Below are 21,606 nucleotides of genomic sequence, written 5' to 3' on the forward strand. Positions count from 1 at the left end.
TTGCATTCATCGTTGTAAAGAGAGGCATGTAAACGTTACGAAATACAGCGGTAACTTGGTCAGCCCGCGGTGCTCTCGCGGATCACCAGGCGGTGATCGACCCGCAGCTCGCGCGGCGCCCCGGCCGCGGCGCTCCCGTCGCCGAGCCGCTCGGCGAGCAGGTCGACGGCGAGCTGGGCGATCCGCGGCGCGTCGGGCGAGATCGTGCTCAGCGTCGGCGTGGAGAAACGCCCGTCCTCGATGTCGTCGAAGCCGATCACCGCGACGTCGCCGGGCACGCTCAGGCCCCGCTCCGCCAGGGTGCGCATCGCGCCCAGGGCGAGCAGGTCGTTGAAGCAGAAGACCGCGTCCGGCCGCTCACCCTCGTCGAGTAACCGGGCCATCGCGGCCGCGCCGTCAGCCCGGTGGAAGCTCTCCACCGGCATCTCCAGGGCCGGCCGCCCGGCCTCGGCCAGCGCCGAGCGGTAGCCGGCCAGCCGCTGCCGCGCGGTCACCGCCGACGGCCGGTCCTGCACCCCTATGGCGGCGATGCGCCGCCGCCCCAGCGAGCACAGGTGCCGGGTCGCGTCGGCCGCGGCCGCGGTGTTGTCGATCGCCACGTGATCGGCCGGCCCGTGCCAGACCCGCTCGCCCAGCAGCACCATCGGGGTCCCGCCCTCGTGCGCCAGCTCCTCGCCGGCCAGCGCCAGCGGGCTGAAGATCAGCCCGTCGATGGCGTGCCGGCGCAGCCCGGCCACCAGGTTGCGCTCGCGCTCGGCCTGCCCGTCGGTCTGGTCGATCAGGACGGTCCAGGAGCGCTGCTCGGCCGCCTGCACGATCAACCCGGCGATCTCGGCGAAGTACGGCGACTGGAGCTCGGGCACGGCCAGGGCGATCACCCCGGACCGGCCGCTGCGCAGCTGACGGGCGGCCATGTTGGGCACGTAACCGAGCGCCTCGATGGCCGCCTGCACCCGGGCGCGCGTCGCCGGGGCCACGTGCACGTATCCGTTGACGACATTGGAGACCGTCTTGATCGAGACACCGGCCCGCGCGGCGACATCCTTGAGGCCCGGCGGCACGGAACTGGACTATACAACGTTGCAGTACTTAAGTCCGATCACCCGGCGGAGCTAAGCGTCACCTCATGGATCTGCATTCGCGATTACCGTGACGGCATGTCCCTGAGCGCAGCGTGTCTGCCGGCCGAGGAGTCCGCCGTGCACCTCGAAAGCGATGTCGACGCGTCAGTCGCTCTGCTGACCGTCATCGGCGCCTGGGACCGGGCGCTGTGGCAGCGTACGACCGAGCGTCTGCACAAATGCCTGGCCGGGCATCCCGAAGCCATCATCGTGGACCTCTCCGGCCTGGACGATCCGCGCGCGCTCAGCGCGCCGACCTGGATGACCGCCCGGCTCACCGCCGCGGCCATGGAACCACCCGTCGAGCTGGCCCTGTGCGTCCCGCCCACCCTGCCGCTGGCCGACCGGCTGCAGCGCCTCGGCGCCCGCAACCACCTGCCCGTCTACGCCAAGGTCAGGCAGGCCCGGGTGGCCATCGCCAGCCGGCTGCCGCTGACCGAACGCCTGACCCGGATCCTGCGGCCCGACCCGGAGGCCCCCAGCATCGCCCGCAACCTGGTCAGCGACGCCAGCCTCGCCTGGGGCCTGCCGGAGCTGCTGCACACCAGCCGCACCGTCATGTCCGAGCTGGTCACGAACGTGGTCGAGCACGCCCGGACCGAGATGACGGTGGTGGTCAGCAAGCGCGGTCCCGGTCTGCACATGAGCGTGGCCGACCTCTGCCCCGACCTGCCCCACCTGATCAAGCAGAGCCGGGTGCGCCGGGACCGGCCGCTCGACGAGCGCGGGCTGGGGCTGCGGCTCGTCGACGGCGCCGCGACGGCGTGGGGCACGCTGCCGACCCGTACCGGGAAGGTGGTCTGGGCGACGCTGAAGTCGCCGCGGGCGGGCAAGACCGGGACCAGCCGACACGACATGCCGCGTCTTTGAAACGTTCGTGGCCGCCCGGCGACACCGGACGGCCACGGGTGCCGACCTTTACTGGGCTTCGATGATCATTCCGGCGCCGACCGTACGGTTGGTCGACTCGTCGATCAGGATGAAGCCGCCGGTGGTGCGGTTGCGCCGGTACTCGTCGGCCAGCAGCGGCACGGTGGTGCGCAGACGCACCCGGCCGATCTCGTTGAGTTTGAGCTCGCCGGCCGCCTCGTCCCGGTGCAGCGTGTTGACGTCCAGCCGGTACTGCAGGCCACGCACGACGGTCCGGGCCGAGCGGGTGGTGTGCTTGATGGCGTACTTCCCGCCGACGCGCAGCGGCGCCGACTCGTCCATCCAGCAGACCATCGCCTCGATGTCCTGGGCCACCGCGGGCGCGTTGTGCGGGCGGCAGATCAGGTCCCCGCGCGAGATGTCGATCTCGTCGGCCAGCCGGACCGTGACCGACATCGGCGGGAACGCCTCGTCGACCGGGCCGTCGGCGGTGTCGATCGCCTCGATCTTGCTGGTCAGCCCGGAGGGCAGCACCATCACGTCGTCGCCCGGCTTGAGCACGCCCGAGGCGACCTGACCGGCGTAACCGCGGTAGTCGGTGACCGTGGTCGACTGCGGGCGGATCACGTACTGCACGGGGAAGCGCACGTCGACCAGGTTGCGGTCGCTGGCGATGTGCACGTGCTCCAGGTGGTGCAGCAGCGACGGCCCGTCGTACCAGGGGCTGTTCTCCGAGCGCGACGCGATGTTGTCGCCGTTGAGCGCCGACACCGGGATGATCGTCAGGTCGGTGATCTCGAGCTTGGCCGCGAACGAGGTGAACTCGTCGGCGATCCGGTCGTAGACCGCCTTGTCCCAGTCGACCAGGTCCATCTTGTTGATGCAGAGCACCAGGTGGGGCACCCGCAGCAGCGAGGTCAGGAACGCGTGCCGGCGCGACTGCTCGACCAGGCCCTTACGCGCGTCGACCAGGATCAGCGCCAGGTCGGCGGTGGAGGCGCCGGTGACCATGTTCCGCGTGTACTGGATGTGCCCCGGGGTGTCGGCGATGATGAACTTGCGCCGCGGGGTGGCGAAGTAGCGGTAGGCGACGTCGATCGTGATGCCCTGCTCGCGCTCGGCCCGCAGGCCGTCGGTGAGCAGCGCCAGGTTGGTGTACTCGTCGCCGCGCGACGCGCTGGCCGCCTCCACGGCCTCCAACTGGTCGGCGAAGATCGTCTTGGTGTCGTACAGAAGACGCCCGATCAGGGTGGACTTGCCGTCGTCGACGCTGCCCGCCGTGGCGAACCGCAGCAGGTCCATGCGCGCCGACGGCGCCGTCTCGTTCTCCAGGACGGCCTGGCTCATCAGAAGTAACCCTCTCGCTTGCGGTCTTCCATCGCGGCCTCGCTGACCTTGTCGTCACCGCGGGTCGCGCCGCGCTCGGTGATCCGGGTCGCGGCGACCTCGTCGATCACCTTCTCCACCGTGTCGGCCTCGGAGAGCACCGCCGCGGTCTGCGAGGCGTCGCCCACCGTGCGGTACCGCACCCGGCGGACCTGCGACGTCTCGCCGTCGCGGAGCTGGATGAACTCGTTGACCGCGTAGAACATCCCGCTGCGCTCGACGACCTCGCGGTCGTGGGCGTAGTAGATGCTCGGCAGCGGGATCCGCTCCTTGGCGATGTAGTGCCAGACATCCAGCTCGGTCCAGTTGGACAGCGGGAAGACCCGGATCGACTCGCCGGGGTGGTGCCGCCCGTTGTACAGCGCCCACAGCTCGGGGCGCTGGTTCTTCGGATCCCACTGGCCGAACTCGTCGCGGAAGCTGAACATGCGCTCCTTGGCGCGCGCCTTCTCCTCGTCGCGCCGGGCGCCGCCGAACAGGGCGTCGAAGCGGTACTTCTCGACCGCGGCCAGCAGCACCGGGGTCTGGATGCGGTTGCGGGTGCCGTCGGGCAGCTCGCGGACCAGACCGGTGTCGATCGCCTCCTGGACGCTGGCCACGACCAGGTTGAGGCCGAGGGTGGCGACCCGGGTGTCGCGGTAGTCGAGCACCTCGGGGAAGTTGTGCCCGGTGTCGACGTGCATGACCGGGAAGGGGATGCGGGCCGGGGCGAAGGCCTTCTCGGCCAGGCGCAGCATGACGATCGAGTCCTTGCCCCCCGAGAACAGCAGGACGGGGCGCTCGAACTCGGCCATGACCTCACGCATCACGAAGATCGCCTCGGCTTCGAGGGCATCGAGATGCGAGACGCGGTACGGCTTTGTCTGGCTCATCGGTGTATCCAGACCTTTCCGGGGCTCTGCGGCTCTGTTACAGGGGGAGAACCGTCATTTTGACGGAAGGTGACGCTGCAACGCTGCAAGTAACCGAGGAGCGAGATCCTTACGGCACACCACCAGGTCCGGCAACTTAGGGTCGGCCTCGTTGTATCTCAGCGTAGAACCGTCGATACGGGAAGCATGCAAGCCGGTGGCCAAGGCCACAGCGACCGGCGCGGCCGAGTCCCACTCGTACTGGCCGCCCGCGTGCACGTACGCGTCGGCGTCGCCGTTGATCACCGCGGCGATCTTGACGCCGGCCGAGCCCATCGGCACCAGCTCGGCCCCGAGCTCCTCGGCCAGGGTGGTCACGAAGGCCGGCGGCCGGGTGCGGCTGGCGGCGATCCGGATCGGGCCGCCGGTGGCCGACTCCAGCGGCAGCGGCGGGTAGGCCGGCGGGTGATCGGTGGCGATGGTCCGGTGCTGGGCCGGCATGGCCACCGCGCCCGCGGCCAGGCAGGCCGGGCTGCCGCAGTCGGCGGTCCAGAGGGCGACGTGCACGGCCCAGTCCGACCGGCCCTGCTCCGAGAACTCACGGGTGCCGTCGAGCGGGTCGACGATCCAGACCCGGCCCGCGTTCAGCCGCTCGGGGCGCACGCTGCCCGGCTCGCCGTCGCGCCAGGCGGTCCGGGCGTGCTCGTCCTCCTCGGACAGCACCGCGTCGGCCGGGCGCCAGCGGGCCAGCTCGGCCTTCATCAGGTCGTGCGCGGCCTTGTCACCGGCCGCCTTGAGGGCGGCGCCGTCGGCGTACCCCAGCTCCTCGCGCACCTGAAGCAGCACCTGACCGGCCTTGTCGGCCAGCCAGCGGGCGAAGGCGGCGTCGGTCACCGGGGCGGTGACCGGGTCTTCCCGTTGCGAGATCACGCGCGCCGACGTCTCTGTCCGCTCGCCCATCTGTTTTTCTCCCCATCCGACCGCCTCACCGCCGCCCTTAAGCGGTCTGAAGGCCGATCCTCTAGTACGCCCCGGATGACCGCACCACTGCGGTCATGGTGCGCAACAGGATCACCAGGTCCAAACTCAGCGACCAGTTCTCCACATAGCGCAGGTCCAAGCGGACCGCTTCCTCCCACGGTAGATCCGAACGTCCGGAAACCTGCCACAGGCCCGTCATGCCCGGCTTGACGGCGAGCCGGCGCCGCACGTCGTCGGCATAGGCCGCGACCTCGGCCGGAAGCGGCGGCCGGGGACCGACCAGCGACATCTGTCCCAGCGCCACGTTGAGCAGCTGAGGCAGCTCGTCCAGGGAGAACCGGCGCAGATATCGCCCGACCGGGGTCACCCGCGGATCGTCTCGGATCTTGAAGAGCACCCCGTCGTGCTCGTTGAGATGCCGCAGCTCGCTCAAGCGTGCCTCGGCATCGACATACATGCTGCGGAACTTGAAGATGCGGAAGTGGCGGCCGTCACGCCCCACCCGTACCTGACGAAAGAGTACCGGCCCCCGGGACGTGACCCGCACACACAGGGCGACCCCCAGCAGCAGCGGGCCGAAGACCAGGAGCAGGGCCAGCGCCCCCAGCCGGTCCACCACCTCCTTGACCAGCCGCGAACCGCCGTGCAGCCGCGGATGCTCGACGTGCAGCATCGGCAGCCCGTCGAACGGGCGGATCGTGGTGCGGGCCCCGGCCACGTCGACCAGGGCGCTGGCCACCACCAGGTCGACCTCGTCGCGCTCGAGCTGCCAGGCCAGCCGGCGCAGCTGGTCGCCGTCGAGCTCGGGGCAGCTCAGCACGACCACGGTGTCCGCGTCGGCCTGCTCGACCGCGCTCGCCACGTCGTCGAACGTGCCGTAGACGACCGGGCCGTTGATCCCCGCGCCGTCGTGCCCATGCGGCAGGCAGGCGCCGACCACCTCGAGCCCGTGGTACCGCTCCCGACGCAGCTGCCGGGCCATCCCGATGATCGACAGCTCGTGACCGACCAGGATCACCCGCCGCAGGCTCTCGCCGCGGGCCCGGGCCAGATGCAGCCGCTTGCGCAGCGCGAAACGCAGCACCGCCGAGGACACGATCGCCGTCGGCAGGGCGGCCAGGACATAACTCCGGGCCAGGTCAAGATCGAGGGCGTACGAAACCAGGGCCGCCCCGGCGATCAGGCCGACCCCGCCCCGGAGCACCCGCTGATATTCGTCGGTGCCCACGAACAGGTAGCGCCGCTCGTACGCCCGGGAGACCGCCAGCACGGCCAGCAGCAGCACCGGCAGCAGGGCCGAAAGGATCACGTAGGCGCGGTTGTAGGTGGTCACCTCGTCGCCGAAGCGCAGTCCGAAGGCGGTCGCGCCGGCCGCCGTGCCCGCGATCAGGTCGCACAGCACCAGCGTGCGGACGTAGCTGCGCTCCCAGCGCTGGCGCCGCGACATCGCCGCGTGCCGGCCCCGGATCCGCACGAACGGGCGGGTGGCGGGCCGGGCCGCGCCCGACCGGTTACGCCGCTGCGACCAGTGCCGGTCGATCGCCTGGTTGCGCCCCGGGTCCACGGCCTCCCGCCCGGCCCGCGGCGGCGCGTTGTCCGGCTTCGACGGCCGCGTGGGGCCGGGCCCGGCCGGCGCGACCGCCGGACTGACCGGCGCGTGGCCGGGGCTCACCGGCGCAGGGCCGGGGCGGACCGACGCCGGGCCGGGATTGACCGGCGCGTGGGCCGGATTGACCGGCCATTCCGGGCGGGGGCGCGAGCCCGAGCCGGCCGGCGGCGGGCTCAGCGGCACCACCGGCGCCGGGATCTTGGAGTTGGCCTTTCGGGGCCCGGTGCGCGGGCCGAGGTTGGCCGGCGGATGGTTGGCCGGTCCGAAGCCCTCGGGCGCCTCGATCTCCGGCAGCAGCACGGTCGGTTCGGTCAGCACCGACTCCCGCGGCGCGGACAGGTCCTGCCGCATCCCGATCCTCCCCCGTCCGGCGGTCAAACCGCACCGAACCGGTGCGTACGTGTGACCAACGGACGGACGGTCGAGAGCGTCACGGGACCGGGAGACGGACAAAACCGCCCAAATGATCTATCCGTTCCCGTCCCGCTAGATCAACCGCCGTGGTATTTGTTCTGCGCCCACTCGACGCCCTCGAGCACGATGGCCTCCACCACGTCGGCCGCCCGGTCGATGAGAAAGTCCAGCTCCTTGCGCTCCGCGCCGGAGAAGTCGGAGAGCACGTAATCGGCCGGATCCTGCCGTCCCGGCGGACGGCCGACCCCGAACCGGACCCGCGCGTACTCCTTGCTCGACAGCGATTTCGACATGGAACGAAGACCGTTGTGGCCACCCTCACCACCGCCACGCTTTGCTCGCACCTGCCCGAAGGGCACATCAAGCTCATCGTGCACGGCGATCACGTTCGACACCGGCACTTTGAAGAACTGGGCCAGCGAGACGACGGCATTGCCGGACAGGTTCATGAACGTCAGCGGCTTCACCAGCACCAGCTTCGGGCCACCGAAACCGAGCCGGCCCTCGGCCACCTCACCGTGAGCGCGCTTGGACCGGCCGAACTTGGCGCCCACCCGGGACGCCAGCAGGTCGGCCACCATGAAACCCACGTTGTGCCGGTTGCCGGCGTACTCCTTGCCCGGATTGCCCAGGCCGACCACCAGCCACGGCGCGTCCTCAGTCATTGCTCCTGCTCCCCATCCAACCACCCCGCCGCCGCCCCAAAACGGACTGAAGGCTTCTCCATACGCATATCGGGGAAAGTGCCCACGGCACTTTCCCCGATCACTGCTTCGGTCCGACTGGGCCCGACGTTGTTACTCCGCGGCGGGAGCCTCTTCGCCCTCGGCCGCGGTCTCGCCGCCCTCGGCGTCGCCGCCCTCGAGCTGCTCGGCGGTCTGCGCCTGGGAGACGATGGCCAGCACGAAGTCGGGCTCGACGGCGAGCTCGACACCCTCGGGCAGGGTCACGTCGGCGGCGGTGACCTGCGCGCCGGCCTCGAGGCCCTCGATCGAGACGTCGAGACCACCCGGCAGGTGCAGCGCGTCGGCCACGACGGCCAGGGTGTTGGACTCGTGCACGACGAGGGTGTTGCGGGCGGCCTCGCCGGTCACGTTGACCGGGACGTCGACCTGGACCTTCTCGCCCCGCTTGACGATGATCAGGTCCACGTGCTCGTACGTGTCCTTGATCGGGTCACGCTGGATCGCCTTGGGCAGGGCCAGCGTCGCCGCGGCCCCCGCGATGTCGATCGTGAAAACCTGGTTGAGACCGCCGTGCCGGATCGCGGCGGCGAACTCACGGGCCGGCAGCGCGATGTGCTGCGGCTTCTCGCCGTGGCCGTAAAGCACGGCGGGCACCAAACCGGCCCGGCGCGTGCGGCGGGCACCACCCTTGCCGAACTCGGTGCGGGGCTCGGCGCTGATCTTTACCTCGGACACGGGGAAACTCCTGAAACTCTTCGATCGGGCTGCGTCTAAGTCGGCGTGCTGCGGCAGTGTGGTGATCGGCCGCCATCCGTGCTGGAGGCCGTCGTCGGCGCTGCCGGGCAAGGGGGCGCGCTGGGCACAGGCCCGGAGCACCGCGTCGATCACGGTGCCCCCGAATGGCTGCGAACCTCAGCAGGCCGCGGGACACCCTCGCCGTGGCAACCGCACTATCTTACCCACAGCCTGAGCGCACTCCTCAGCGGGTCCGGCCTGCTACGGCACTCCGCGCAAACTTCACCCGTGCGAGGTTTCAAAATCCCTAGCTGAGACCGCCGAACAGCGTGGTCACCGAGCCGTCGTCGAAGACCTCGCGGATGGCCCGGGCCAGCAGCGGGGCGATGGACAACACAGTGATCTTGTCGAGTCGCTTCTCCGGCGGCAGCGGCAGCGTGTTGGTCACCACCAGCTCGGTGATCCGGCTGTTCTTGAGCCGCTCGGTCGCCGGGTCGGAGAGCAGCGCGTGCGTCGAGGCCACGATCACATCGGCCGCGCCCTCGTCCCAGAGGATGTCGGCCGCCTTCGTGATGGTGCCGCCGGTGTCGATCATGTCGTCGACGATCAGGCAGACCCGGCCCTCGACCTCGCCGACCACGCGGTTGGCCACGACCTGGTTGGGCTTGAGCGGGTCACGGGTCTTGTGGATGAAGGCCAGCGGGCACCCACCCAGCCGGTCGGTCCAGCGCTCGGCCACCCGCACCCGGCCCGAGTCGGGCGCGACCACGGTCATCGGGCGGCCCGCGTACTTCTTCTGCACGTGCTCGGCCAGGATGTCCATGGCGAACAGGTGATCCACCGGGCCGTCGAAGAAGCCCTGGATCTGCGCGGTGTGCAGGTCGACCGTGAGGATGCGGTTGGCCCCGGCCGTCTTGAGCAGGTCGGCCACCAGGCGGGCCGAGATCGGCTCGCGGCCGCGGTGCTTCTTGTCCTGACGCGCGTACGGGTAGAACGGCAGCACCACGGTGATCCGCTTGGCCGACCCGCGCTTGAGCGCGTCGATCATGATCAGGGTCTCCATGACCCAGCGGTTCACGCCCTCGGTGACCGACTGCACGACGAACGCGTCCGAGCCCCGGACCGAGTCCTTGAACCGGACGAAGATCTCACCGTTGGCGAACTCGTACGAGTCGGCGGGGGTCGGCGCGACGCCGAGCACCTGGCCGATCTCGTCCGCCAGCTCCGGGAAACCACGTCCGGAGAAAAGCATCAGACTCTTACGGTTCTCCGCGACGATGCTGCCCATCGGCTCGCTACTCCCGTTGGATCGAGGGGGTGGGGATGTGATCGAGTGAAGTATCCCCCGAGGCCACCGAACCGCCACGTTACGCGGGCGGCGGGTGGGATGCCTCACCCCCGGCGGATCACTCCAGGTCAGAACGGGTTCACCCGGCCGTCGCCGGACCACCCAGCGCACCCGGATCATCACCGATCCGGCTCGCCGATGGCCCGTGGTGTCGGATAGCCGCCACCCACCTGGGTACCCACAGCTTCCCGCAGATACCCCACCGGCCGGACCTATTCGGCGTCGGAGATCTCGCCTTCCGGGGCCTTGGCCGCCTCGAACCGCTCCGCGGCGGCTGCCGACACCGTGCCGGCCCGGCGGCGGGCCACCCAGCCCTCCACGTTGCGCTGCGGCGCCCGGGTCACACCGAGGCTGCCCGCGGGCACGGTGCCCTGGATCGCGCTGCCGGCCGCCACGTACGCCCCCGGCTCGATGGTCGTCGGGGCGATCAGCACCGTGTCCGAGCCGACGAACGCGGCCTCGCCGACCGTGGTGTGGTTCTTGTTGACGCCGTCGTAGTTGGCGAAGATCGTGCCGGCCCCGATGTTCGACTTGGCGCCGATCGTGGCATCGCCCACATACGACAGGTGGGGCACCTTGGCGCCGTCGCCCAGTTCGGCGTTCTTCGTCTCCACGAAGCCGCCGACCTTGGCCTTGCGGCCCAGCTCGGTGCCCGGCCGCAGGAACGAGAACGGCCCGACGGTCGCCTCGTCGCCGATCCGGGCGCCGATCGAGTGGGTACGCAGGACCACGGCCCCCGCGCCCACGGTCGTGTCGATCAGCGTCGTGTCGGGGCCCACGATGGCCCCGGCGGCCACACTGGTCGCCCCGAGCAGCTGCGAGTTCTGGTCGATCTCGGCGTCCGGGGCCAGGGTCACGGTCACGTCGATCCAGGTCGTCGACGGGTCCAGGATCGACACCCCGGAGCGCATCCAGGCCTCGTTCACCCGGTCGCGCAGCAGCGCGCGCAGCTTGGCCAGCTCGGCCCGGTCGTTGCAGCCCAGCGTCTCCTGCGCGTCCGGCGCCACGAACACACCGACCGGGTCGCCCGACGAGGCGAGCAGCCCGAAGACGTCGGTGAGGTACTCCTCGCCCTGGTCGTTGTCGGTGGAAAGTTTGGACAGCGCCTCCCGCAGCGACACCACGTCGAACGCGTAGATCCCCGCGTTGATCTCGCGAAGCGCCTTGACCTCGGGCGACGCGTCCCGCTCCTCGACGATGCGCTCCAGGTTGCCGGCGGCGTCGCGCACGATACGGCCCAGGCCGGTCGGGTCGGGCACCTCGGCCGCCAGCACGGTCGCGCCCCGCTGCCCGGCCTCGTGCGCCTCGATCAGGCTCGACACCGTCTCCGGCCGCAGCAGCGGCACGTCACCGTTGAGCACCACGACCGTGCCGGTCGCCTCGGGCACGGCCTCGAGCGCGATGCGTACGGCATGACCCGTGCCGTTCTGCTCGGCCTGGAGCACCGGCACCGCAGCCGGGGCGACCTCAGCCAGGTGCTCCTTGACCTGGTCCGCCTTGTGCCCCACGACCACGATGACCTGCTCCGCCCCGGCCGGCTCGGCCGCGGCCAGCACATGCCCGACCAGGGTGCGGCCGAGCAGCGGGTGCAGCACCTTGGGCGTAGCGGACTTCATCCGCTTCCCTTCCCCGGCGGCAAGAACAACAACAGTTCGACGAGGGGCCTGGCTCACGCGGTACTCCATTGCTCGCAGTAGAGAGATTTACGCAGAGAGGCGGCGCCAACACAGCCGCGGACAGACTGCTCCCGGAAGAGGATTCGAACCCCTATAAACGGCACCAAAAGCCGCGGTCCTACCATTAGACGATCCGGGACTATTTCGGACATACCCCCAGAGGGATCCATCCGCCGGTCACATCTTAGCGGCACGCCACCGGTCCCCACTCGCCGCGATCCCGCGCATGACTCCCTCAACCTCCCCATAGGGCCGGGACGACTTGGGCACATAGACGACCAGGCAGCCCCGATAAGAGTCCCCGACATTCCGCCGAGCCGTGGACGGATTGTGCGTCTTCTCGGTGGCCCGCCGGAACGACTCCGCCGGAACCCCGACAACACCGGCCCACATCGGGTCGCCCCACCGAGGCCACCCGATCGGCATCACACGCCCGGCGACGCGTTCCACGCCCCACCGCCACCCTTGACCAGACTGAAGGCTGACACTATGGCCCGGTGACGGATCCTGATGACGCCACCGGCGGGCGCCCCCGGCGTCAGCGGCCGGACGCGGCAGCCCCTCGCATCCGCATGTCGGCCGCTCAGCGCCGCGAGCAACTCATCGCGATCGGCCGGCAGCTCTTCGCCGAGCGTGGCTTCGACGCCACTAGCGTGGAGGAGGTCGCCGTTCGGGCCAAGGTCTCCAAGCCGGTGGTCTACGAGCACTTCGGCGGCAAGGAGGGTCTGTACGCGGTGGTCGTGGACCGTGAGGTCCGCGGGCTGCTCGACCGGATCGCGACCGCGCTGACCGCGGGTGACCCTCGTGAGCTGTTGGAGCAGGCGGCGCTGGCCCTGCTCGACTACATCGAGCAGGAGCCGCACGGTTTCCAGGTGCTGGTGCGCGAGTCCCCGGCGCTGTCGTCCGCGGGCACCTTCTCCAGCGTGATGAACGACGTGGCCCACCAGGTGGAGCACATCCTGGGTGACGAGTTCCGCCGCCGCGATCTCGACCCGAAGTTCGCCGAGCTCTATTCGCAGGCCCTGGTCGGCATGGTGGCGCTGGTCGGCCAGTGGTGGCGGGAGGCCCGCAAGCCGAAGAAGGAGATGGTCGCGGCCCACCTGGTCAATCTGGCCTGGAACGGCCTGTCCCACCTGGAGCCGAAACCGAGCCTGATCACCCGTAAGGTCAAATGAAAGAAGGCCCGCCGGACGGCGGGCCTTCGCACAAGAACCGGTCAGGCGGTGCGGCCCTCGCGGACCTGGCGCGGGGCGCCGGCCTTGCTGGGCGCCGCGACCTTGCTGTACAGGCCGGCCAGGATGAGGATCACGCCGGCCAGGTACGTCACGACGACCGTGGACATCGTAAAGCCGAAGAAGTTGGCGTCGGTGCGGTTGGTGGCCAGCTCGTAGCTGCCGAGGACCAGCAGCGCCCAGCCGACGTACTTGTAGGCCTCCACGTCCAGGTTGCGGCCGAGCACGGCGGTGGCCAGGACGATCGCGCCGAAGACGAGCGAGATGATCGACCAGAGCAGGTTGGTGCCCTGCCCGATGACCCGCTCGCCGTTGTCGCCGGTGAAGCTCTCGCCGGAGGTCTGGATGAACCCGATGATCGCGAACACCACCAGGTAGGCGCCGACCAGGAGGCCGAGCGCGCGGTACAGCGGCCGCAGCGGGTGGTTTACCGGAGTGTGCGCCATGGTGTCCGTCTCCAAGGTCAGGTGTTGTACACGCCGATTCTCGCGTATCCCGGTCAAGCGGCGCAGGCACACCCCCCGGATCAGTTTCCGGGCACCTGCTCCGCGAGCTCCAGCCAGGCCTCCTCGACCGCGGACCGTTCCTCTTGTACCGATTTGAGCTCGGCGTCCAACTCCACGATCTTGTCGTAGTCGCTGCCGTGGTCGGCCAGCTTCTCGTTGATCTTGAGCACGCGCTCGTCGAGCTTGGTCAGTTGCCGCTCGAGCTTGGCCAGATCCTTGCGAGCCTGCCGGACCTCGGCCGCGGAAAGGCCACTCGCGCTTTCCGCGCTTTTCGGCTGTACGCCCGGAGCACCGCCCGCCGGGGGACCGAGCCCCGTGGCCGCGCGTGAGAGATATTCGTCGATCCCACCGGGCAGGTGCACCAGGCGGCCGTCGCCGAACATCCCGTACGCGGTGTCGGTGACCCGCTCCACCAGGTACCGGTCGTGGCTGGCCACGATCATCGTGCCCGGCCAGGAGTCGAGCAGGTCCTCCAGCGCGGCCAGGGTATCGGTGTCGAGGTCGTTGGTCGGCTCGTCGAGCAGCAGCACGTTCGGCTCGGTGGCGAGCAGGCGCAGCAGCTGCAGGCGCCGCCGCTCACCACCGGAGAGGTCGCTGACCGGCGTCCAGATCCGCTTGTCGGTGAAGCCGAACACCTCGGCCAACTGGCCCGCCGACAGCTCCCGGTCGCCCAGCTTGACCCGCTTGGCCACCTCCTCGACCGCTTCGAGCAGGCGCAGATGGCCCGGCAGCTCCTTGAGCTCCTGGGACAGGAAGGCCGGCCGCACCGTCGAGCCGGTGACCAGGCGCCCGCCGTCGGGCTTGGTGACCCCGGCCAGCAGCCGCAGCAGCGTCGTCTTGCCGGCCCCGTTGGCGCCCAGGATCGCGAACCGGTCACCCGGGCCGACCTGCCAGGTCAGCCCCTTGAAGATCGGCTTCGGGCCGGCGTTGAGGGTCACGTCCTCGAGGTCGTAGACCTGCTTGCCGAGCCGGCTGGTGGCCAGTTTCTGCAGGCTGACGGTGTCGCGCACCGGTGGCACGTCGGCGATCAGCGCGTTCGCGGCGTCGATCCGGAACTGCGGCTTGGACGTCCGCGCCGGCGGGCCCCGCCGCAGCCAGGCGATCTCCTTGCGCAGCAGGTTCTGCCGGCGGGACTCGATGACGGCGGCGACCCGCTGGCGCTCGGCCCGGGCCAGCGTCCAGGCCGCGTACCCACCCTCGTACAGGTGGACCTGCTCGTCGACGACCTCCCAGGTCGCCGTGCAGACGGCGTCGAGGAACCACCGGTCGTGGGTGACCACGACGAGCGCGCCCCGGCGGGTCAGCAGGTAGCGGGCGAGCCAGTCGACACCGGCCACGTCCAGGTGGTTGGTCGGCTCGTCGAGGATCAGCAGGTCGCTCTCGCGCACGAGCAGCGCGGCCAGCGCCACCCGGCGGCGCTCGCCACCGGACATCGGGCCGACCGGCGTGTCCAGGCCGAGGTAGCCCATGCCGAGGCCGTCGAGGATGGCCCGCACGCCGGCGTCACCGGCCCACTCGTGCTCGGCCCCCATGCCCTCGGACAGCCAGGCGGTGCCGAGCACGACGTCGCGCACGGTCGCCTCAGCGGCCAGGGTGAGGCTCTGCGGGAGGGTGGCGACCCGCACGTCGCGCCGGTGGGTGACCCGGCCCGAGTCGGGTTCCTCGCTCTTGGCGAGCAGGCGGAGAAGGGTCGACTTGCCCGCCCCGTTGAGGCCGACGATGCCGACGCGGGCGTCGTCGTCGAGGCCGAGAGAGACGTCGGTGAGCAGTTGACCGGCGGCGCCGTAGCCCTTGGAGACCCGGTCGAGGTTGATGATGTTAGCCACGATGGCGTCTACGTTACCCGCGCGCCCGGCATCGGCCCGCGCGCGGTGACCGCCTCCCGGCAGACCCCGGCCGCGTTCAGCCCGGCCGCCACCCGGCCCGCGTGGGCCGCGTCGGTGGCCAGGAATACGCAGGTCGGGCCCGACCCGGAGACCAGACCGGCCACCGCCCCGGCCTGCCGCCCGGCGTCGAGCACCTCGGCCAGCTCGGGCCGCAGCGCGAGCGCGGCCGGCTGCAGGTCGTTGCCGAGCGCGGCGCCGAGCACCTCGGGGTCACGCTGCCGCAGAGCGGTCATCAGCTCGTCGGGGTCGCCCAGCGCCTTCGGCGGGAAGGAACTCGCCCGCAGTTCGTCCAGCTTGCGGTAGACGGCCGGGGTGGAGAGACCGCCGTCGGCCACGGCGAGCACCCAGTGCCACGTGGTGGGCCGGGCCAGGATCGGGCTGACCGTCTCGCCGTGGCCGGTGCCCAGCGCCGTACCGCCGTGCAGCAGGAAGGGAATGTCGGAACCGAGAGTCGCGCCGACCTCGGCCAGCTCGTCGCGGGACAGCCCGGTACCCCACAACAGGTCACAGGCGATCAGCGTGGCCGCGGCGTCGGCGCTGCCGCCGGCCAGCCCGCCCGCGAGCGGGATGCTCTTGCGCAGGTGCAACCGCGCGTACGCCGGCTGGCGGGTCCGCTGCGCGAGCGCCTTGGCGGCCCGGATGATCAGGTTGCTCTCGTCGAGCTCCAGCGTGCCGGTGCCCTCACCCTCCATGGTCAGGGTCAGGGTGTCACCGGCCCGCGCGGTCAGCTCGTCGAAGAGGCTGATCGCGTGATAGACGGTGTTCAGCTCGTGGAAGCCGTCGGCCCGCAACGGCCCGACCCCGAGATGAAGGTTGATCTTCGCGGGGACCCGCACCCGCACCGGCCCGCTGTGCCGGCGCGGCTCGTCATCGTCCGGCCCCCACGCCTCGGTCACGGAGCGACGTCCCGGATCGGGAGTCCGTCGGCGGGCGCCCCCATGACGAACTCGGATGTCTCCGCTGTCACGAGTCAACCTCTTCCCGCTGCTGGCTTCCGGTCGGGCTGAGCTTACCGCCGGGGGGCGAGAGTTTGGCCGCCGCGGCGATGGCGGTGAACTGCTCGACGGTCAGGGACTCACCGCGGGCCTGCGGGCTGATCCCGGCCGCCACCAGCAGTCTCTCGGCCCGGTCGGCCCCGCCGGCCCAGCCCGACAGGGCGGCCCGCAGGGTCTTGCGGCGCTGGGCGAAAGCCGCATCCACGACAGCGAACACCTCCGATCGATCGACGTCACCCGGAGGTGTACGACGGGTGAAGGCGACCAGCCCGGAATCCACATTGGGCACCGGCCAGAACACCGCCGGCGGCACCTTCCCGGCCGAGCGGGCTTCTGCGTACCAGGCCAGCTTCACCGACGGAACCCCGTACACCTTGGAGCCGGGACCAGCCACCAGCCGATCCGCGACCTCCTTCTGCACCATGACGAGGCCGCCGCGCAGCGTCGGCAACTCGGCCAGCAGGTTGAGCACTACCGGAACCGCCACGTTGTACGGCAGGTTGGCCACCAGCATCGTCGGCGGCGGGTCGAAGCTCGCCGCCCGCACGTGCAGCGCGTCGGCGTTGTGCACGGTCAGATGGGCGTCGGTCACCGTGCCCGGCAGCGCCTCGGCCAGCCGCGGATCGATCTCCACCGCGTGCACGTGCCGCACCGCGCCGACCAGGCCCAGGGTGAGCGAACCCAGCCCCGGCCCCACCTCCAGCGCCACGTCCTCCGGCCGCAGACCGGCCGCGGCCACGATGCGCCGGATCGTGTTCGGATCGTGCAGGAAGTTCTGGCCGAGCTTCTTGGTCGGCGCCACGCCGAGGCGGGCGGCCAGCTCCCGGATCTCCGCCGGGCCGAGAAGTGCGTCAGCCATGGGTTCAGAGCCTACGGGGAGGGCCGCCGCGGGGTACAAACGAGCCATGAGCGAGTTGCTGACGTTACGCGGGGTGGTCGAGGCGCCCCCTGAGGCGGTCGCCGCCGTCCTGCTCGACGTACGCCCCGGCGGCCGCTCCCCGATCGCCGTCACCGGCACGATCGAGGAGACGGACGTCGGCGACCAGTTCGAGGTGGTTCAGGAGGGCGGCAAGGTCAGCGTGACCGTCGACCGCGCCGCCCGCTCGGTCACCCTCGAAGGCGCCTGGTGGTACCGCGGCGTCCACTCGGTCGAGCCATACGAGCAGGGCAGCCTGGTCCGCTTCCGCATCTTCAACATCGCCGCCGGCCACGGCTGGGCCGTCCGCTTCGTCTCCCGCGGCCCCCTCAACTCGGCCCCCCGCAGCTTCGCCGAAACGATCGAGCGCCTCGGCCTCGAACTCGGCGCCCCAGCCCGCGTCCTCTGAGCGCGGCTGTGGATAACTCCGCCGCGGTTGTGGATAACGCCTAGTTCCAGGGGCCGAAGACGCGGTCGCCGTTGGCGGAGATGGCTGCGCTCAGCTCGTCCACGTCGTCGCCGCGGGTCGCGGCCAGGGCCCGCACGGTCAGCGGGATCAGAAACGACGCGTTGGGGCGGCCGCGGTACGGCACCGGTGTCAGATACGGCGCGTCCGTCTCCACCATGATCTGCGAAGGCGGGGTCAGCGCAGCCGCCTCGCGCAGGTTGCCGGCGCTGGCGAAGGTCACCGTCCCCGCGAAGCTCAGATGGAACCCTCGCCGCACGCACTCGGCCGCGAATTCGGCGTCGCCGGAGAAGCAGTGCATGACGACCGTCTCCGGGGCGCCTTCGGAGTCGAGCACGCGAAGCACCTCGGCGTGGGCGTCCCGGTCGTGGATGATCAGCGGTTTTCCGTACCGCTTGGCGATCGCGATGTGGGCCCGGAAGCTCTTCTCCTGCGCCTCGCGGCCTTCCTCACCCGTACGGAAGGTGTCCAGGCCCGTCTCTCCGATGCCCCGCACCCGGGGCTCGGCGGCCAGTGCCTCGATGACCCGCAGCGACTCGTCCAGGTCGGTCAGCAGGGGGGCGTCGTTCGGGTGCAGCGCCACTGCGGCCAGCACGGAGGGGTGGCGCGCGGCCAGCGAGGCGCCCCACCGTGAGGATGCCTCGTCCACGCCGACCTGCACGATGCGGTCCACGCCGACCTTGGCCGCGGCCGTGATCAGCGCGTCGACCGGGTCGCCGGTCGGGTCGCCGGGCACGCCGGCCTCCTGGATGGTGATGTCCAGGTGGGTGTGGCTGTCGAAGACCGGCACGGCGAGCGGCTCGGGAGCCCCGGGGAACTCGCCGGCCCGCCGCGCGGCCTTCTTCCGACGGGATTCTGACGGTGACGTTGACATGTGAGACATTCTGCACTTGGACGCGCCCGACACTGTTTGTTCACCTGGTGGCCACCGCTGTCGCTTAGCTTCACTGGCCGTGACTGTGACCGGCGAGGGCAGTGTGATCGGCTCTGATCCGCTCGAGCCGCCCCTGTCCGCCCCTCTGCGCCGAGACCTCGGCTGGCAGCAGGTTCTGCGGATGAGCCAGTCCGCCGACCACCGCGACGATCCCCTTCTGCGCCAGATCCGGGCCACGGCGGCGATTCACCGCGGCACCCGGATGGTCAAGGTGCTTTCACCGGCTCAGGTCTCCGGGCATCTGGGGGGCTGGCTGCCGTACGGGTTCTGTTACCGCGCCTGCGACATCGCGCACCTGCGCGACCCGCGCGATCTGGCGCTGCTGCGGACGGACGGCACGGCTGACGGCGAGGTGACGTTCGCGCTGCGCTGGCGGGCCACCGACCCGGTCGACTACGAGGTGCCCACCGACCCGTACCAGCCGGGTCTGTCCTTGCTGCCGGCCCATTCGCGGGTCGGCGCGATGGTGCTCGGCACCGGTTTCACCCCGAGCAACGAGGAGCTGATCCCGGAGTACGTCACCGCCGGGTTCGCCGATCTGCCGATGCCGGCCAACGCGCAGATCATCGCGTACGTGCCCGGTGGTGAGGAGGTCCTGCTCTACACGTATCAGCCGGAGCAGCACGGCTGGCTGCGGCTGGCCGGCCCGCGCTGGCGGGGTCTGCTCGACGATCTGCCCGGCGTCAGCCCGGACCGGGAGTACGTGCCCTGCACGACGCCCGGCTCGGCCAAGCTGATCGGGACGATCAAGGACCGGGAGTACGAGGCGGTAGCCGATCCGCCGGAGGAGTTCCGTGTCCGGGCCCTGACCCGGGCCGCGCGGTACCCGGTGTCCACGCTGAGCCGCCGCGCCGAGCAGGCCCTGTGGCGGGGCGCGCCCTGCTGGGTGCTGCAGCGCGACGACGCCTGGGCCCGGCTGCGCCTGGTCCGCCCGGACGCCGACGCGCTGAGCAACACCGGCGCCCGCTGCTACGAGCGCGGCGTCTACGAGTCCTGGGCCCCCGTCGCCGAGCTCAGGGACCACCACATCGCCGACATCCCCTATCGGCTCTGATCAGAGCCGATAGGGGATGTCGACTCAACTGCCCAGGCGCTCGAGCTCTTCTTCGACGACTGACGGCTCGAGCTTCTTGAAGACCGGCTTCGGGGCGGCGAGCGGCGTGCCCGCGACGAGCGGGACCGACTCCCACTTGGCGCCGACCGTGTAGTCGCCCTGCAGCACCGGGTACGACGGGCCGCCGTCGAGGTCCTCGACCTCGTCGATGCGGGGCATCGGGGCGTGCACGCCCTCGCCGCCGAGCAGCTCGAAGACCTTCTGCGCGGAGTGCGGCAGGAACGGGGTCAGGATCGTGTTGGCGTCGCTGACCACCTGGAGCGCCACGTGCAGGATGGTGGCCTGGCGGGGCTTGTCCTCCTCGGATTTCAGCTTCCACGGGGCCTGCTCGGAGAGGTACTTGTTGGCCTCGGCGACCACCTTCATCGCCTCGCCGATGGCCGCCTTCTGCCGGTGCTTGCCGATCAGCTCGCCGACCGTGCCGAAGCCGGCCTTGGCCACCGCCAGCAGCGCCTCGTCCTCGGCGGTGAGCTCGCCGGCCTCGGGGATGGCGCCGAAGTTCTTGGCCGCCATCGAGATCGAGCGGTTGACCAGGTTGCCCCAGCCGGCCACGAGCTCGTCGTTGTTGCGGCGGACGAACTCGGCCCAGGTGAAGTCGGTGTCGTTGGACTCCGGGCCGGCGGCGGCGATGAAGTAGCGCAGGGCGTCGGCGTCGTAGCGCTCCAGGAAGTCGCGCACGTAGATGACGACCCGGCGCGACGAGGAGAACTTCTTGCCCTCCATCGTCAGGTACTCGCTGGAGACCACCTCGGTCGGCAGGTTGAGCCGGCCCAGTTCGCCCGGCTCGCCGCCCTTGTCGCCCTCACCGGAGTAGCCGAGCAGCAGCGCCGGCCAGATCACCGAGTGGAAGACGATGTTGTCCTTGCCCATGAAGTAGTAGGCCAGCGCGTCCTTGCCGAGACCGTCGGCCGACCACCACTTGCGCCAGGCGTCGGGGTCGCCGGAGCGGCGGGCCCACTCGATCGAGGCCGACAGGTAGCCGATGACCGCGTCGAACCAGACGTAGATGCGCTTGTCGTTGCGGTCGCGCCAGCCGTCGAGCGGGATCGGCACGCCCCACTCCAGGTCGCGGGTGATGGCCCGGGGCTGGAGGTCGTCGAGCAGGTTGCGGGAGAATTTCAGGACGTTGGGGCGCCAGTTCTCCCGCTGGTCGAGCCAGTTGCCGATGGCCTCGGCGAAGGCGGGCAGGTCGAGGAAGAAGTGCTCGGTCTCGACGAACTCCGGGGTCTCGCCGTTGATTTTCGACTTGGGGTTGATGAGCTGCTCGGGGTCGAGCTGGTTGCCGCAGTTGTCGCACTGGTCGCCGCGGGCGCTCTCGTAGCCGCAGATCGGGCAGGTGCCCTCGATGTAGCGGTCGGGCAGGGTGCGGCCGGTGGAGGGCGATTTCGCGCCCAGCGTGGTGCGGGCGACGATGTAGCCGTTGCGGTGCAGCGCGCCGAACAGCTCCTGCACCACGGCGTAGTGGTTGCGCGTGGTGGTGCGGGTGAACAGGTCGTAGGACAGGCCGAGGCCGTGCAGGTCCTCGACGATGACGCGGTTGTACCGGTCGGCGAGCTCGCGCGGGGTCACCCCGTCGGCGTCGGCCTGCACCTGGATCGGCGTGCCGTGCTCGTCCGTGCCGGAGACCATGAGCACGTCGTGGCCGGCCATCCGCATGTACCGGCTGAAGACGTCGGAGGGCACTCCAAAGCCGGACACATGACCGATGTGGCGCGGGCCGTTGGCATAGGGCCAGGCAACCGCGGCGAGAACGTGACTCATGAGGTACAAGCGTAGTGAGCTACCCCGTGACACCGCGACGGGATCGCCTCCGCCTTGAGCGAGATCCGCATTTATTACGACACGCCCGATTTCTAACCTGGTCATCGGGTGCCGTCGTA

19 protein-coding genes and 1 tRNA gene are annotated in these 21,606 nt (G+C 70.5%); 4 read left to right on the top strand and 16 right to left on the bottom strand.

Translation table 11 applies throughout. The features are described 5' to 3' along the window. Positions 1 to 59 precede the first annotated feature (59 nt). Positions 60 to 1,061: a LacI family DNA-binding transcriptional regulator gene (locus AB0J66_RS10200; RefSeq protein ID WP_364658129.1), complete on the bottom strand. Its 1,002-nt coding sequence runs from the start codon at positions 1,059 to 1,061 to the stop codon at positions 60 to 62. Positions 1,062 to 1,157: 96 nt separating this feature from the next. On the opposite strand from AB0J66_RS10200, the gene AB0J66_RS10205 reads away from it, so the two are divergent. After that, the gene (locus AB0J66_RS10205) at positions 1,158 to 1,991 is read left to right on the top strand and encodes an ATP-binding protein (RefSeq protein ID WP_364658132.1); all 834 of its coding nucleotides are present in this window, start codon (positions 1,158 to 1,160) and stop codon (positions 1,989 to 1,991) included. A 48-nt stretch (positions 1,992 to 2,039) separates the two neighbouring features. On the opposite strand, the gene cysN is transcribed toward AB0J66_RS10205, so the two are convergent. From cysN to AB0J66_RS10250, 9 genes are all read right to left on the bottom strand, one after another. Further along, the gene (gene cysN / locus AB0J66_RS10210) at positions 2,040 to 3,338 is read right to left on the bottom strand and encodes a sulfate adenylyltransferase subunit CysN (protein ID WP_364658133.1); all 1,299 of its coding nucleotides are present in this window, start codon (positions 3,336 to 3,338) and stop codon (positions 2,040 to 2,042) included. Further along, complete coding sequence (cysD, locus tag AB0J66_RS10215; RefSeq protein ID WP_364658136.1) at positions 3,338 to 4,249, bottom strand: sulfate adenylyltransferase subunit CysD; 912 nt, start codon at positions 4,247 to 4,249, stop codon at positions 3,338 to 3,340. Before cysD ends, cysN begins: the two co-directional genes overlap by 1 nt. 54 nt (positions 4,250 to 4,303) lie before the next feature. Further along, positions 4,304 to 5,188 (bottom strand): 3'(2'),5'-bisphosphate nucleotidase CysQ, encoded by an 885-nt coding sequence (locus AB0J66_RS10220; protein ID WP_364658139.1) that lies wholly within the window; start codon positions 5,186 to 5,188, stop codon positions 4,304 to 4,306. A gap of 61 nt (positions 5,189 to 5,249) precedes the next feature. Beyond that, the gene (locus AB0J66_RS10225; protein ID WP_364658142.1) at positions 5,250 to 7,169 is read right to left on the bottom strand and encodes an exopolysaccharide biosynthesis polyprenyl glycosylphosphotransferase; all 1,920 of its coding nucleotides are present in this window, start codon (positions 7,167 to 7,169) and stop codon (positions 5,250 to 5,252) included. Positions 7,170 to 7,309: 140 nt separating this feature from the next. Further along, positions 7,310 to 7,897 carry an aminoacyl-tRNA hydrolase gene (gene pth, locus AB0J66_RS10230; RefSeq protein WP_364658144.1) on the bottom strand — a complete coding sequence of 196 codons (588 nt, stop codon included), beginning with the start codon at positions 7,895 to 7,897 and terminating at the stop codon, positions 7,310 to 7,312. A 132-nt stretch (positions 7,898 to 8,029) separates the two neighbouring features. Beyond that, positions 8,030 to 8,653, bottom strand: a complete 624-nt coding sequence (locus AB0J66_RS10235; RefSeq protein WP_364658147.1) for a 50S ribosomal protein L25/general stress protein Ctc — start codon at positions 8,651 to 8,653, stop codon at positions 8,030 to 8,032. Between the two features lie 307 nt (positions 8,654 to 8,960). Continuing rightward, positions 8,961 to 9,941, bottom strand: a complete 981-nt coding sequence (locus AB0J66_RS10240; RefSeq protein WP_364658150.1) for a ribose-phosphate diphosphokinase — start codon at positions 9,939 to 9,941, stop codon at positions 8,961 to 8,963. Positions 9,942 to 10,213: 272 nt separating this feature from the next. Then, positions 10,214 to 11,674 (bottom strand): bifunctional UDP-N-acetylglucosamine diphosphorylase/glucosamine-1-phosphate N-acetyltransferase GlmU, encoded by a 1,461-nt coding sequence (glmU, locus tag AB0J66_RS10245; protein ID WP_364658153.1) that lies wholly within the window; start codon positions 11,672 to 11,674, stop codon positions 10,214 to 10,216. A 71-nt stretch (positions 11,675 to 11,745) separates the two neighbouring features. Next, positions 11,746 to 11,816: transfer RNA gene (locus tag AB0J66_RS10250), tRNA-Gln, on the bottom strand. A gap of 433 nt (positions 11,817 to 12,249) precedes the next feature. Here AB0J66_RS10250 and AB0J66_RS10255 point away from each other — a divergent pair. Then, complete coding sequence (locus AB0J66_RS10255) at positions 12,250 to 12,852, top strand: TetR/AcrR family transcriptional regulator (RefSeq protein WP_364658686.1); 603 nt, start codon at positions 12,250 to 12,252, stop codon at positions 12,850 to 12,852. 41 nt (positions 12,853 to 12,893) lie between these two features. On the opposite strand, the gene AB0J66_RS10260 is transcribed toward AB0J66_RS10255, so the two are convergent. From AB0J66_RS10260 to rsmA, 4 genes are all read right to left on the bottom strand, one after another. Continuing rightward, a complete protein-coding gene (locus tag AB0J66_RS10260) occupies positions 12,894 to 13,355 on the bottom strand; it encodes a DUF4383 domain-containing protein (RefSeq protein WP_364658155.1) in 462 nt (153 codons plus the stop codon). Positions 13,356 to 13,435: 80 nt separating this feature from the next. Continuing rightward, positions 13,436 to 15,241, bottom strand: a complete 1,806-nt coding sequence (locus tag AB0J66_RS10265; RefSeq protein ID WP_364658158.1) for an ABC-F family ATP-binding cassette domain-containing protein — start codon at positions 15,239 to 15,241, stop codon at positions 13,436 to 13,438. A gap of 8 nt (positions 15,242 to 15,249) precedes the next feature. After that, on the bottom strand, positions 15,250 to 16,197 hold the full coding sequence (locus AB0J66_RS10270) for a 4-(cytidine 5'-diphospho)-2-C-methyl-D-erythritol kinase (RefSeq protein ID WP_364658160.1): 948 nt from the start codon (positions 16,195 to 16,197) through the stop codon (positions 15,250 to 15,252). A gap of 67 nt (positions 16,198 to 16,264) precedes the next feature. Next, positions 16,265 to 17,155, bottom strand: coding sequence for a 16S rRNA (adenine(1518)-N(6)/adenine(1519)-N(6))-dimethyltransferase RsmA (rsmA, locus tag AB0J66_RS10275; protein ID WP_364658162.1), 891 nt, complete (start codon positions 17,153 to 17,155; stop codon positions 16,265 to 16,267). Positions 17,156 to 17,201: 46 nt separating this feature from the next. Between rsmA and AB0J66_RS10280 the strand changes: the two genes are divergently transcribed. Continuing rightward, positions 17,202 to 17,621 (top strand): hypothetical protein, encoded by a 420-nt coding sequence (locus tag AB0J66_RS10280; protein WP_364658165.1) that lies wholly within the window; start codon positions 17,202 to 17,204, stop codon positions 17,619 to 17,621. A gap of 40 nt (positions 17,622 to 17,661) precedes the next feature. On the opposite strand, the gene AB0J66_RS10285 is transcribed toward AB0J66_RS10280, so the two are convergent. Next, the gene (locus tag AB0J66_RS10285) at positions 17,662 to 18,561 is read right to left on the bottom strand and encodes a TatD family hydrolase (RefSeq protein ID WP_364658167.1); all 900 of its coding nucleotides are present in this window, start codon (positions 18,559 to 18,561) and stop codon (positions 17,662 to 17,664) included. Between the two features lie 70 nt (positions 18,562 to 18,631). Between AB0J66_RS10285 and AB0J66_RS10290 the strand changes: the two genes are divergently transcribed. Continuing rightward, positions 18,632 to 19,666, top strand: a complete 1,035-nt coding sequence (locus AB0J66_RS10290; protein WP_364658169.1) for a hypothetical protein — start codon at positions 18,632 to 18,634, stop codon at positions 19,664 to 19,666. A gap of 24 nt (positions 19,667 to 19,690) precedes the next feature. Here AB0J66_RS10290 and metG read toward each other — a convergent pair whose 3' ends face one another. Continuing rightward, complete coding sequence (metG, locus tag AB0J66_RS10295; RefSeq protein ID WP_364658170.1) at positions 19,691 to 21,487, bottom strand: methionine--tRNA ligase; 1,797 nt, start codon at positions 21,485 to 21,487, stop codon at positions 19,691 to 19,693. Positions 21,488 to 21,606 lie beyond the last annotated feature (119 nt).

Source organism: Actinoplanes sp. NPDC049598 (assembly GCF_040675435.1).
Classification (GTDB): domain Bacteria; phylum Actinomycetota; class Actinomycetes; order Mycobacteriales; family Micromonosporaceae; genus Actinoplanes.